This is a genomic window from Solibacillus isronensis, assembly GCF_023715405.1.
GTDB lineage: Bacteria > Bacillota > Bacilli > Bacillales_A > Planococcaceae > Solibacillus > Solibacillus isronensis_B.
Window position 1 is genome coordinate 1945730 of record NZ_JAMBOC010000001.1, and the last position, 13570, is coordinate 1959299.

Here is a 13570-nt window from a genome sequence, read left to right on the forward strand (position 1 = left end):
TTCCTAACCTAACTATATCAACTTCAACTTCTTCATCGCGTCAGCCAAGCCGTCATTGTCCACATGCCCCGTAATCATTGAAGCCACTTCCTTTGCCCGTTCATGACCATTTTCCATCGCAACACTATAGCCAAATTCCGAAAGCATTTCAATATCGTTTAATCCATCGCCAAATGTAATAACATCCTCTACCGGAAAATTAATATGTTCCAGCAATTTTCGAATGCCATTTGCCTTTGAACCACCATCTGGCAGCACATCACAAGAGAAAGGATGCCAGCGGATAAATTGCACTTGCGGGAATTGATGCTCATAAATAGGCTGATCTTTTTCTTCTATAAATACAAGTGTTTGATAAACCGGTGTATGCAAATAGTATTGCGGATCAATTTGCGGATACGGATATTGAAGTGTTGCTAAACTGCTTTCCACACTTTCATAGTCGCTTTCGCTAGCGATCATTTCCTTTTCATTCAGGAAAACTAACGGATGGTTTCGCTGTGCGCCAAATTCCAGAATTTCTGTTAAAGTTTCGTTGGCGATTTGATCTGTATAAACGACTTCACCTTGATAAACGACATATTGCCCGTTAAATGTCACATATGTATCGATTTTAAGCTCTTCCAGTATATCTTTTATCATAAATGGAGCACGTCCTGTTGCAATCGCAATTTCATGACCGTTTTCGCGCGCCTTGAATATCGCTTCCTTTGCTGAAGCAGGTAAGTTTTTATCTGAATTGTATAGAGTACCGTCTACATCAAAAAATAATATTTTCTTCAATTTATAACGCTCCTTTATTTTTGTAGGCCCTTTACAAAAATCTGAATATTTAGTATAATGAGTTTGAGGAGTGATGACCTATGTTAAAACGTCTCAAAAAGAAATGGCGAAAACGATTAAATGGCATCCTCGGAAAAAAATTAATTGCCTAACACTTCATTTAGAGTGGTACGCCCGATTACAGGACGTGCCATTTTTTTCATTCGTGGCCACTTTACTGTTCACGAAATTTGAAGGGCTTTTCTTTATTTTAAAGGAGTCACGTGATAATATAAAGGAAATGCATTTTTCTACAAGTTAGAAGTGCAGTAATAATGTTCGTACTTAAAGGAGAGTAACTATGATTTACAAAGTCTATTATCAAGAAAACATTTCTGAGATTCCAGTTCGCGAAAACACAAAAACACTTTATTTAGAGGCGTCATCTGAACGTGAAGTACGTCACTATTTAAAAGACCGTAACTACAATATCGAACTTGTTCAACTTCTAGAAGGCAACTATTTAGAATATGAACAAAATAGCCCGAATTTCCGTCTGGAGAACGCTTAATTGTTATGAAATTCGTTAAGAATGATCAAGCGGCTGTATTCGCACTCGGCGGACTGGGCGAAATCGGCAAAAACACATATGCAGTACAATTCCAAGATGAAATCATACTAATAGATGCAGGTATTAAATTCCCTGAAGACGATTTGCTTGGCATTGACTATGTAATTCCAGACTATACGTATTTAGTTCGAAACGTAGACAAAATCAAAGGCTTATTTATAACACATGGTCACGAAGATCATATCGGTGGTATTCCTTATTTATTACGTCAAGTTAATATTCCTGTATACGGCGGAAAACTTGCACTAGGTCTACTTCGCAACAAATTAGAAGAGCATGGCTTATTACGTACAACAAAACTGATTGAATTTAAAGAGAATGATGTCATTAAATTCCGTAAAACAGCTGTTAGCTTCTTCCGTACAACACATAGTATTCCAGATGCATATGGTATTGTCATCAAGACACCACCGGGTAATATTGTGCATACTGGTGACTTTAAGTTTGACTTTACTCCAGTAGGCGAGCCTGCTAACTTGACGAAAATGGCAGAAATCGGCCGTGATGGCGTCCTTTGTTTACTATCGGATAGTACAAATGCCGAAAAGCCTGATTTTACAATGTCTGAACGTACAGTCGGGAAAAGCATTGACGAAATTTTCCGTAAAGTTGACGGACGTATTATTTTTGCAACATTCGCTTCAAATATCCACCGTTTACAACAGGCAACTGATGCAGCTGTGAAATATGGTCGTAAAGTTGCTGTGTTCGGTCGTTCAATGGATAATGCGATTACAATCGGCCGTGAATTAGGCTATATTACAGCACCTAAAGAAACATTTGTTGATATACAAAGCTTAAACCGTTTACCTGCAAATGAAGTGATGATTTTATGTACCGGTTCTCAAGGTGAACCAATGGCTGCATTATCACGTATTGCTAACGGTACACACCGTCAGATTCAAATCCAGCCTGGTGATACAGTTGTATTCTCATCTTCTCCGGTTCCTGGTAACACGATGAGCGTAAACAAAATCATCAACTTATTATTCCGCGCTGGTGCAGAAGTTATCCATGGCGCATTAAATAATATCCATACTTCAGGTCACGGTTCTCAACAAGAACAAAAGCTTATGCTTCGTTTAATGAAACCGAAATTCTTTATGCCGATTCATGGTGAATATCGCATGTTGAAAATTCATACTGAATTAGCTGAAGCTTGTGAAGTTCCATTGGAAAACTCATTCGTTATGGAAAATGGTGATGTTCTTGCATTAAGTGCAAATGAAGCACATGTGGCAGGACGCATTCCTTCAGGCGATGTGTATATCGATGGTAATGGAATTGGGGATATCGGCAATATCGTATTACGCGATCGACGAATTCTTTCAGAAGAAGGTTTAGTCATCGTAGTCGTAAGTGTCGATATGGCTAAAAACAAAATTGTTTCTGGTCCGGATATTATTTCTCGCGGATTTGTGTATATGCGTGAATCAGGCATGATGATCAATGAAGCACAAAAAATGCTGAACCATCATTTAAACAGCACGATTCAGGAAAAAGATACACAATGGAATGATTTGAAAAATGAAATTACCGATGTATTAGGCCCATATTTATATGAAAAAACGAAACGTCGTCCAATGATTTTACCGATCATTATGGAAGTATAAAACGGGACTAGTCCTCAATATAAAAAATCCATCATTTTGCTTTCGCAAGATGATGGATTTTTAGTTATATCCAAATTTAATATCGTCAACAACGGTCTAACTTACTTCTGAATAACCTTCTTCACAAATCGGTTAATATCGACATCCGCACCGATAATGAGCAGGACATCCCCTACTTGAATGCGTTCGGTTGCATTTGGGGAAATCATAATTTCATCACCGCGTGTAATGCCGACGATGTTCAAACCGTATTTTGCCCGTACATCCAGCTCGATTAACGATTGGCCGGCGATGCTTTCATTTGCTTTAATTTCCATGATTGAATGTTCACCTGAAATCTCCAAGTAATCAAGAACACTGTTTGACATCATGTTATTAGCGATTCGGATACCCATATCACGTTCAGGATGCACAACAAAATCCGCACCGATTTTCAGCAATACTTTTTCATGGTAGTCGTTTTGCGCCTTTACTGTAATTTGCGGAACGCCGAGCTCTTTCAAAATAAGCGTCGTTAAAATACTCGATTGGATATCTTCTCCAATCGCTACAATAACATGTTCGAAATTCCATAAACCTAGTGATTTGATCGTTTCCTCTTCTGTCGTATCCGCTACTACAGCCTGTGTTGCAATACGGGCATATTCATCGACACGTTCACTATCTGTATCGATTGCCATTACATTGGCTCCCTGTTTAACGAGTTCACGTACGATACTTCCCCCAAAACGTCCCAGCCCTATTACTACGAATTCTTTTTTCATACTATTCTCCTCCGAACATCCAGTTGCAACTAGTTTAACGTATCAAAACAGCTGTTGTCATTAAATTATACGTTCTATTTTCTGTTGCAGTAATTTTAATGCAAAATAGCCCGCCTTAAAAAAGCGTAATTGCTGCTGTTGATCAAATATATAGTAAGCAGGTACGAATTTGTTTCCAAACCTGTCGCTTATTTTTAGTTCATTATCAAGGTAAACAGGGTATATTAATTCCAATTGCTTTATTTTCTCTTTTACAAGGGCTTCCGAATAATCCGACTCTTCTCTTGGCATATGAATCGCATGAACCGCTAACCGATCCCCAAATATCCGCTCCAATTCCTTCAAGTTTTTGATGGAATGGGCACATTCCGAACAGCTCATTGACCAGAAATAAACCAATGTTGCTTTAGCATTTTCTTCGTAAGTATTCTCCCGATTTAATATTTTCGTCGCGCCACTTAGCGATGGCATTATTGTTCGAATTCTCATTTATATTCACCTCGTTGTAACATATGTAATGACGGATTTTTCGGTACCATTCAAATGCCCCAATACGTATATCAATATATTTGGACAAGACCCTTGAAAATACATATTTATTAGGTATAATTATTATTGCTTTCGTAAACTTAAAGTAATGTAAAAGTAAACTTCCTTACTCAAGGTTTATAAACAGTAAACTATTGAGCGAAAAATATAAGGGGTGTGACTATATGCAAATTGGTTCAAAAATTAAAGCCCTTCGTATAAAAAAAGGGCTTACCCAGGAAGAGCTTGGGGAACGTACTGATTTAACGAAAGGTTATATTTCGCAATTGGAGCGAGACTTAAATTCCCCTTCCATTGAAACATTGTTTAACTTACTGGAAGTTCTCGGGTGTACACCGCGAGACTTTTTTGATGATACGCAAGAAAATGAAAAAATTGTTTTCACAAAAGATGATCAAACATGCTTTATTGATCAGGATAAAAAATTTGAAATCGAGTGGCTTATTCCTACTTCAAATGAAAAGGAAATGGAGCCTGTTTTCATTACATTGCAAAAAGATGCAGAATTTAAAGCATTTGAGCCGTCACTGGCAGAGACGTTCATCTATGTTCAAAACGGACGGATTCGAGTCGTTTTGGGCAATGATGAATACATAGCAAGTGAAGGTGATGCCGTATATTACGAAGCATCTTCCAACCATCAAATTTTCAATGCGCACAGTGGCATAACAAAATTGCTCCTTGTCGCGACACAATCATATTTATAAATTAGGAGGATGCAAAATGGATAACACAATTATTCGCTTTGAAAATGTCACAAAATCATATGATGACGGAACAGTAGTATTAAAAAATATTAACTTTGAATTGGAACGAGGTAAGTTCTATACATTACTCGGACCATCCGGATGCGGGAAAACAACGATTTTACGTATTATTGCCGGGTTTACCGATGCATCTACGGGTGATGTTTTCTTCAACGGAAAACGGATTAACGATGTGCCTGCAAATGAACGCCAAGTAAACACAGTATTTCAGGATTACGCGCTCTTCCCCCACTTGAATGTTTTTGAAAATGTAGCATTTGGCTTAAGAATCAAAAAAGTAAAAGAAGCTGAAGTGAAAGAACGTGTACAAGAAGCATTGAAGTTCGTTAACTTGGCAGGCTACGGCAGCCGGGAAATTTTGGAAATGTCTGGTGGTCAGCGTCAGCGTGTTGCGATTGCCCGTGCAATTGTCAATGATCCGGATGTAATTTTACTCGATGAGCCTTTATCTGCACTTGATTTAAAATTACGTACAGAAATGCAGTATGAGCTTCGCGAACTGCAGCAGCGTCTTGGCAAAACATTTATATTTGTTACGCATGATCAGGAAGAAGCGCTTGCGATGAGTGATGAAATATTTGTTCTTTCTCAAGGTGAAATTAAACAATCCGGTACACCTGTTGATATTTATGATGAGCCAATCAACCGTTTTGTTGCAGACTTTATCGGTGAATCCAATATTGTGGACGGCATCATGATTGAAGATTACCGTGTGAAATTTGCCGGAAAAGAGTTTGAATGTGTCGATGCCGGGATGAAGAAGAACGAAAAAATCGATATCGTTATTCGTCCGGAAGATCTGGAAATTACTACACCCGAAAATGGCAAGCTAATCGTAACAGTAGATACACAGCTGTTCCGCGGCGTGCACTACGAATTATCGACATATGATAAAGACGGCAATGAATGGCTTGTTCATTCATTGAAAAAAGCGGAAGTTGGAGCGGAAATCGGATTGGACTTTGATCCGGAAGCAATCCACGTAATGCGTTTAAACGAAACGGAAGAAGATTTTGATAAACGTCTGGAAGCGTATGGGGATGAAGAACATGAATAAAGCAGCTAAAGGACCTTTAATCCCCTACGTATTTTGGATAATTTTATTCGTTATCGCACCAATTGCGTTAATCGTCTATTATTCTGTTCTTGATTTGAACGGGAACTTTACATTGGCCAACTATGCGAAGTTCTTTACACCGGTTTATTTGAAAATGACATTGAGCAGTTTCTGGTATGCGTTTTTAATTACATTATTCACATTATTATTTGCCTACCCTACTGCCTACTTACTGACAAAAACGAAGCATAAACAGCTATGGCTTATGCTGATCATTATCCCTTCTTGGATTAACCTGCTGTTAAAAACATACGCATTTATCGGCATTTTCGGTTTATACGGTCCGATCAATGCACTGATCGAAGTATTTGGTTTTGATCCAAAGCAAATTTTATTTACAGACTTTAGTTTCGTATTTGTATCGGTCTATATTTTCATTCCGTTTATGATTATTCCGATTTTCAACTCATTGGACAAAATGAATCCTTCACTTATTTATGCTTCACGTGACTTAGGGGCAAATGCATGGACAACTTTCCGCCGTGTCATTTTCCCGCTGACAATCGACGGCGTAAAATCAGGTATTCAAGTAACGTTCATTCCGGCATTATCACTGTTCATGATTACACGTTTAATCGCCGGCAACCAGGTCATTACTTTAGGTACGGCGATCGAGCAGCAATTCCTCGTTTCCCAAAACTGGGGTATGGGTTCGACAATTGCCGTGTTCTTAATTTTATTCATGGTGCTTACAATGCTGTTTACTAGACAAAAATCTAAAGGAGGACGTGTCTGATGAAAAAGTTGTCCGCTATGTCGAAAGTATATTTACTTTTCGTATTCGCGATCCTTTACGCACCAATATTTTATTTAATTTTCTACTCCTTTAACAGTGGCGGCAACATGAATAACTTCGAGTCATTCACACTTGAGCACTATGCGGCTGTATTTGAAGATTCAAGATTAATTATCATTTTGCTGAACACAGTACTCGTTGCCCTTTTATCAGGTTTAATCGCAACGATTATCGGAACGCTAGGGGCAATCGGTATTGTTTCATTAAAAGACAAAAAGATGCGCAATACATTGCTTTCGTTAAATAATGTATTAATTGTTTCACCTGATGTTGTAATCGGTGCAAGCTTCTTAATTTTATTTACGATGATCGGTGTAAAACTAGGGTTTGCTTCAGTACTTGTATCGCATGTAGCGTTCAGTGTACCGATCGTTGTTCTTATGGTTTTACCGAAATTGTTTGAAATGAATACTTCTCTTATCGATGCTGCACGAGACTTAGGTGCTACTAAACGCGATGTATTGACACGTGTTATTTTACCGTATATTTCACCGGGGATATTCGCCGGTTTCTTCATGGCATTGACGTATTCACTAGATGACTTTGCAGTTACATTTTTCGTAACAGGAAATGGCTTCAGCACATTATCTGTTGAAATTTACTCAATGGCCCGTGCCGGTATTTCATTAACAATCAATGCTATTTCAGGTTTAGTATTTGCTGTAACGGTATTAATCGTTATCGGATACTACTTTATTAACAAACGTTCAAAATCAGTAGCAACGGGGGGACAACGATGAGAGAATTAGTTCAAGCAACGGCTGCCATTGTCATTGTATGTGCCCTGCTGTTTTTTACAGTAGACCGTATGCAATCAGCTGGTTCTGCAGGAAGTAAAGATACATTAACGGTTTATAACTGGGGGGAATATATCGACCCGGAATTAATCGATAAGTTTGAAGACGAAACTGGAATTAAGGTAACATATGAAACATTTGATTCAAATGAAGCGATGTTGACGAAAGTACAGCAAGGCGGTTCTGCCTATGATATTGCGGTCCCTTCTGAATATACAATCGAATCGATGAAGGAAGATGACCTGCTCATTCCGATTGATCACGGTTTAGTGCCCAATCTGAAAAATATTAATGCAGACTTTATGGATTTGCCGTTCGATCCCGGCAATGAATACTCCATTCCTTATTTCTGGGGAACAGTTGGGGTTGTCTATAATCCGAATTTAATCGAAGACCATTTAACATTCGAAACTTGGGAAGACTTATGGGATCCTTCATTAAAACGAAAAGTATTTCTGGTCGATGGCTCTCGTGAAGTAGTCGGAATGGGACTGAACTCAATCGGCGAATCGCTTAATGTGAAAGATGAAGATTTATTGCGTGAAGCGACAGATCACTTAATTGAGCTTTCACCAAATATTAAAGCGATTATCGGCGATGAGATTACTCCGCTTATGATAAACAATGAAGCATCTGTAGCATTAACATTCTCCGGTCAGGCCGCAGATATGATGTGGGAAAATGAAGAATTGGAGTTTGCCGTACCGCAAGAAGGCTCCAACTTATGGTTTGATAATATGGTCATTCCAAAAACTTCACAAAATATTGAAGGTGCCCATAAATTTATAAACTTCATGCTTGATCCTGAAAATGCTGCGCAAAACGCGGACTATGTCGGCTATTCAACACCGAATGAAGCAGCATGGGAACTCATGGACGAGGAAGTTATTAACGACGAACGTTTCTATCCGTCACATGACCAGCGTGAAACATTGGAAGTTTATGAAAACCTTGGCCTTGAATGGTTAGGTAAATATAACGAATACTTTCTTGAATTTAAGATGAGTTTGAGATAGAACAAAAGCGTGACCAAAATTTTTGGTCACGCTTTTTTATAGCTTATGTATGATTCGCTTATCGATTTGATTGTTTCGTTCATCCCACATTGTATGAATTTCAAATGTCCCTGGCTCAAAGAATAAATCGAAGCGCACTTGAATGTCTTCCTGCATCGGGTAATTCCTGGCTTCGCTTATTTTTACCCACTCCAGCTCCCCTTCATTGCAGGAGCCTAAAACTTCGCCCATAAAATGATCCGTCCAATAGTTATAAATAATAAAATGATCGTGCAGTTCCGGATTTGTATAATGGGAGATTCCTTTAAATACTAAAGACTGTACATCCAGTCCTGTCTCTTCTTTTACTTCCCGGATTGCCCCTTCAGCAAAGCCTTCAGGAAAGTCCACTTTACCACCTGGTGGAATATAGCCTTTGAAATGATCATGCTGGCGATTGAGCAATAACACACGATCCTCTTTTTGTATCATTACAACAGTCCAAAATTTATAATTCATCTATACCTCCCCTTTCACATGCCGCTAATTCCAGACATGATATATGGTATTACTGATTTAATATAGGTTTCCGGTTCAACTTTTTCACCGCTTCTTTTCCACTCCACAGAAGCTCCGTATATCCCCCAGCTCAACATGAGTGCCGTAAGCTTTAATGCTTGCATATCTTCATTGGCACGCTGTTTAAGGAGCATTTGATAAAAAATAATTTCAAGCTGTTCCCTGATAATTCGAGCAATCGTATCTTCATACCCCCGATGGCAACGTGTAGATAGTGACATTTGGAAATCTGTAATAGCCTTGAAAATGCTGCATACCACTTCTTCATTTAGTTCACTGCTTTTGTACGTCTCACAGTCTAAATTAACTAATAATACTTCCGATAATGATTTATCCAAAAGTTCGTAAATATCTTCAAAATGATAATAGAAAGTTGCACGGTTAATCATCGCCTCAGCTGTAATATCCTTCACCGTTATATCCTTAAATTCCTTCTGACTTGAAAGTTCTATAAAAGCATCCATTATTAGTTTACGTGTACGACGTATTCTAGGATCAACTTTTACTTCCTTCATTATTATCCCTCCTATTTTTTATACAGATTTTCGAATGTGTTGAATATACAACATATCGCCCGAACTATCGGTACTCAATGTATTTAACATATTTTACAATTCAATTATAGAACAAAGATATCACTTAAGGGAGGAATTGACATTGAAAAATAATAATATGGTTTGTGATTTAGTAACTGGGGTTTGTGGTGTGGCTGAGGAAAATGAATTGGAACTAATTGATTTTAACAAACAGGAAAAATCAGTGGACCTTTATTATGTAACAGATCCTATTTGTTCGCATTGCTGGGCAATTGAACCTGTAATTGGCCGTTTTGTAAAACAGTTTGGAAAGCATTTCAACTTCCATACAGTAATGGGTGGCTTGCTGGAAAAATGGCATGATGGACCTATTGATCCTGCAAACGGAATATATAAGCCAGCTGACGTAGCAGGACATTGGCGGGAAGTAGGTCAGTATTCAAGAATGCCGATTGATGGTTCTTTAATGGTGGATAATCCTGTTCAATCATCTTATCCTCCATCTCATGTTTTCAAAGTACTCCAAAAGAATTATAGCGAGAATATTGCATCCGAATATTTACGTCGTGCAAGAGAAGCCCTTTTTGTTTTTAACGAGAATATTTCTGAACGATCTGTTTTAGTGGAACTTGTCAATCAGCTAGGACTTGATGGCGAATCAATTGTAAGTAAAGCAGAGCAACCAATCGGACAACAATTATTAAATGAAGATTTCGACCTTGTGAAAACTCTCGGAGTTAGAGGTTTCCCAACGATCGTCATAGTGAACAAGGAAAATAAAGGTGTTAAAATTGTTGGTGGTCAGCCGTTACAGGCCTATATTGACGGTTTAAAACAAGTTATTGATACCGAGGAACTTCAACCAACAGAACGACCATCCTTACCTACACTTCTAAAAACGGAAAAGCTAATTTTTTCTAAAGAAATTGAAGTGATGTACGATCTGGAAAAATCGGTTGTTCAATCTTTTATTAATCAGCAACTTTCATCAAACGAATACACGTTGCATGAAATTCTCGGTGAATCCTATATCGTAACGAAATAATGTTCATTAAATACTGAATTTTAATGTACCCCTTACACAAAAGTATTATGTGTAAGGGGTATACTTTTTAGCATAAATACCCGATAGTTCATGACTTCTATCAGCTGCATGCAAATAGATCTTAGTAACAATTTCTTTTTTAAGATATGATATGATTAAATGCAATTTTGAAATTTTTAGAGTATGATATTTAGTATAAATATATATTTCTAGTATCGAAATACCTAAACAGGAAGGCTGGAATTATATGACAGAGAAATCCAATAAGTTAGCGCTTTATTTATTAATGTTTAATATGTTCATTACAATGGGCGGTATCGGGATTATTGTTCCTGTTATGCCTGCCTATTTGCAAGTGTTCGGTGTCGGTGGACAAGTGCTCGGCTTTTTAATTGCAGGCTTCGCTCTCGCACAGTTTCTGTTCTCTCCGGTTGCCGGAGATTTGTCGGACCGCCATGGCCGGAAAATGTTTATTATTGGCGGACTGATCGTGTATGGGTCTTCACAAATTTTATTCGGTCTCGCTTCAGAGGTATGGGTATTATTTTTAGCACGATTTTTAAGCGGGACAGGCGCGGCATTCATTATGGCGCCAATTATGGCATTTGTAGCCGATATAACGACATTTGAAGAGCGCGGCAAAGGGATGGGCATGATTGGTGCCGCAATGTCTTTAGGCTTTATGGTCGGTCCGGGTGTAGGCGGATTCTTATCTGAAGTAAATTTGACATTCCCTTTCTTTTTAGCCGGTGCTGTAGCATATATGGCTGCAATTATGTCCGCTATATATTTACCTAATATTAAAAATATTCGAGAGACAATTGCGCCACGAGAAAAACTGGCAATGCAAATGGTCAAATCTGTGAAGACCTCCTATTTCATCTTTTTAATCATCGTCTTCACGTTCAGTTTTGGTATTTCCAATTTCCAAGCAACTTTAACGCTTTATTTAGACCATAAATTTGGTTATACCCCATCGGAAATCGCCATTATTTTAACAGTCGGCGGGTTTGCGGGTGTAGTATTGCAAATGTTTGTCGTGAATAAATTGTTTAAACGTTTCGGGGAAATGAAGGTTATTTTAGTCAACTTATTGTTGGCGGCCGCAATGATGCTGCTCGTTATTTACATTAGTGGTTTCTTCATTATTTTAGTTGTCGCTACACTGTTCTCGATTGCCACTACATTTATTCGTCCTGCAGTAAATACACTTATTTCAAAGCTTGCTGGTAATGAACAAGGCTTTGCTGCCGGTATGAACAATGCTTATATGAGTCTTGGCAATATGTTCGGTCCAGCGCTTGCCGGTGTCCTGTTCGATTGGAACCCGAATTCGCCATACATTTTAGGTACCTTTGTGCTTGTCGGCTGTTTCACGCTTGCCTATTTATGGACAGTCAAAAAAGCGCCTCATTTAATGAGAGCTGCTTCTTAAAAATCAAAAAGGGCTATCCAAAATTAAATTGGATAGCCCTTTTTATATGTTAAACAAGCTGGCGGATAAATTGTTCGACGAAGCGGCAATTTAGAGGAATGAGTGATTCGTCCGGTGCCATTTTAGCATGGTGGAGTCCGTAGTTTGAATCGGCTCCTGTCCAGAACATCGCACCTGGCAAATCCTTGATGAAATAACCGAAGTCTTCACCTGTCATTGCAGCAGGACATTCATAAGCGGTAGTCCCTTCAAACTGTTCGGCAAACTCCAGCAAGGCATTGGCACAGTTTGCATCATTGTTTACTTCATAATACATTGAGCCGTAATCAATAGCGATAGCGCATTCAAATGCGGCTTCAATTCCTTTGCATATTGCTTCAATACGACGTTTTACTTCTGCCATTGCCTGTGCATTCAATGTTCGAATTGTTCCTTCAAGACGCGCATTTTCTGCAATGACATTCTGAACTGTACCAGAAGTCATTTTCCCGATCGTAATGACTGCACTATCCATTGGATTTACATTTCTGCTAATAATTGTTTGCAGCTGCATCACTAAATTGGCTGCCGCAATGGTCATATCCCTTGTTTTATGCGGATAGGCTGCATGGCCGCCAATCCCTTTCAAATCAATAAACAGCTCGGAAGTATTGGCAAACAGAAGCCCTGGTCTCGTTGCAATCGTACCTACCGGATATTCCGGAGCGATATGTAAAGCATAGATTTCATCTGCAACAAGATGAGGCTGTTCTGCTTTTAGCCATTCCAGCATCGGTTCTGCCCCGCCTGGACCTTCCTCAGCAGGCTGGAAATATACAACGACATTTTGAACAGGCGGCTGTTTTGAAAACGCCTCGACAAGTCCAAGCGCAATAGACATATGACAATCATGACCGCAAGCATGCATAAATCCGGCATACTCCGACTCAAAAGGGAGTCCCGTTTCTTCTTGTACAGGAAGTGCATCTATATCTGTACGCCAACCAATCAGCTTTGACGGGTTTGTTCCTTGGATAAATACAACAATTCCTGTTTTCCACGTTGTTATTTGCAAATGCTGCTGATCTAGGTTTAAAATAAATTGGAGTAAATAGCTCTGTGTTCTAAATTCATTAAAGCCTACTTCAGGAATTTTATGTAGGTCTCGTCTTACTTCAATAAGATGCCTCATGTCGTTCCCGCCT

Annotated in this window: 15 protein-coding genes; 9 read left to right on the plus strand and 6 right to left on the minus strand. The window is 38.7% G+C overall.

Features of this window, described 5'->3' with window-relative positions:
* Positions 1-12: 12 nt before the first annotated feature.
* Positions 13-783, minus strand: coding sequence for a Cof-type HAD-IIB family hydrolase (locus tag M3166_RS09880; RefSeq protein ID WP_251689590.1), 771 nt, complete (start codon positions 781-783; stop codon positions 13-15).
* A gap of 340 nt (positions 784-1123) precedes the next feature.
* Between M3166_RS09880 and M3166_RS09885 the strand changes: the two genes are divergently transcribed.
* Both M3166_RS09885 and rnjA read left to right on the plus strand, forming a co-directional pair.
* The gene (locus tag M3166_RS09885) at positions 1124-1333 is read left to right on the plus strand and encodes a DNA-dependent RNA polymerase subunit epsilon (protein ID WP_008403475.1); all 210 of its coding nucleotides are present in this window, start codon (positions 1124-1126) and stop codon (positions 1331-1333) included.
* Between the two features lie 5 nt (positions 1334-1338).
* Positions 1339-3006, plus strand: a complete 1668-nt coding sequence (rnjA, locus tag M3166_RS09890) for a ribonuclease J1 (RefSeq protein ID WP_008403476.1) — start codon at positions 1339-1341, stop codon at positions 3004-3006.
* Between the two features lie 101 nt (positions 3007-3107).
* Here the strand turns inward: rnjA and M3166_RS09895 are convergent, their stop codons facing one another.
* Together M3166_RS09895 and M3166_RS09900 are read right to left on the minus strand one after the other, a co-directional pair.
* Complete coding sequence (locus tag M3166_RS09895) at positions 3108-3770, minus strand: potassium channel family protein (protein WP_251689592.1); 663 nt, start codon at positions 3768-3770, stop codon at positions 3108-3110.
* A 60-nt stretch (positions 3771-3830) separates the two neighbouring features.
* Positions 3831-4259, minus strand: coding sequence for a redoxin domain-containing protein (locus tag M3166_RS09900; RefSeq protein ID WP_251689594.1), 429 nt, complete (start codon positions 4257-4259; stop codon positions 3831-3833).
* Positions 4260-4483: 224 nt separating this feature from the next.
* Between M3166_RS09900 and M3166_RS09905 the strand changes: the two genes are divergently transcribed.
* The 5 genes from M3166_RS09905 to M3166_RS09925 are packed head-to-tail and all read left to right on the plus strand — an operon-like array spanning position 4484 to position 8812.
* Positions 4484-5026, plus strand: a complete 543-nt coding sequence (locus M3166_RS09905; protein WP_251689596.1) for a helix-turn-helix domain-containing protein — start codon at positions 4484-4486, stop codon at positions 5024-5026.
* Positions 5027-5042: 16 nt separating this feature from the next.
* Complete coding sequence (locus tag M3166_RS09910; protein ID WP_251689597.1) at positions 5043-6143, plus strand: ABC transporter ATP-binding protein; 1101 nt, start codon at positions 5043-5045, stop codon at positions 6141-6143.
* A complete protein-coding gene (locus M3166_RS09915; RefSeq protein WP_251689599.1) occupies positions 6136-6939 on the plus strand; it encodes an ABC transporter permease in 804 nt (267 codons plus the stop codon). The genes M3166_RS09910 and M3166_RS09915 overlap by 8 nt, the downstream gene beginning before the upstream one ends.
* Positions 6939-7739 (plus strand): ABC transporter permease, encoded by an 801-nt coding sequence (locus tag M3166_RS09920; protein WP_251689601.1) that lies wholly within the window; start codon positions 6939-6941, stop codon positions 7737-7739. The genes M3166_RS09915 and M3166_RS09920 overlap by 1 nt, the downstream gene beginning before the upstream one ends.
* Positions 7736-8812, plus strand: a complete 1077-nt coding sequence (locus tag M3166_RS09925) for an ABC transporter substrate-binding protein (protein ID WP_251689603.1) — start codon at positions 7736-7738, stop codon at positions 8810-8812. The genes M3166_RS09920 and M3166_RS09925 overlap by 4 nt, the downstream gene beginning before the upstream one ends.
* A 36-nt stretch (positions 8813-8848) precedes the next feature.
* On the opposite strand, the gene M3166_RS09930 is transcribed toward M3166_RS09925, so the two are convergent.
* Together M3166_RS09930 and M3166_RS09935 are read right to left on the minus strand one after the other, a co-directional pair.
* Positions 8849-9310 carry an 8-oxo-dGTP diphosphatase gene (locus tag M3166_RS09930; RefSeq protein WP_251689605.1) on the minus strand — a complete coding sequence of 154 codons (462 nt, stop codon included), beginning with the start codon at positions 9308-9310 and terminating at the stop codon, positions 8849-8851.
* A gap of 14 nt (positions 9311-9324) precedes the next feature.
* A complete protein-coding gene (locus M3166_RS09935; protein WP_251689607.1) occupies positions 9325-9885 on the minus strand; it encodes a TetR/AcrR family transcriptional regulator in 561 nt (186 codons plus the stop codon).
* Between the two features lie 142 nt (positions 9886-10027).
* Between M3166_RS09935 and M3166_RS09940 the strand changes: the two genes are divergently transcribed.
* The gene (locus M3166_RS09940) at positions 10028-10951 is read left to right on the plus strand and encodes a DsbA family protein (RefSeq protein WP_251689609.1); all 924 of its coding nucleotides are present in this window, start codon (positions 10028-10030) and stop codon (positions 10949-10951) included.
* A 247-nt stretch (positions 10952-11198) separates the two neighbouring features.
* The gene (locus M3166_RS09945) at positions 11199-12386 is read left to right on the plus strand and encodes an MFS transporter (protein ID WP_251689610.1); all 1188 of its coding nucleotides are present in this window, start codon (positions 11199-11201) and stop codon (positions 12384-12386) included.
* 49 nt (positions 12387-12435) lie between these two features.
* Here the strand turns inward: M3166_RS09945 and M3166_RS09950 are convergent, their stop codons facing one another.
* Complete coding sequence (locus M3166_RS09950) at positions 12436-13557, minus strand: N-acetyldiaminopimelate deacetylase (protein ID WP_251689612.1); 1122 nt, start codon at positions 13555-13557, stop codon at positions 12436-12438.
* Between the last annotated feature and the right edge of the window lie 13 nt (positions 13558-13570).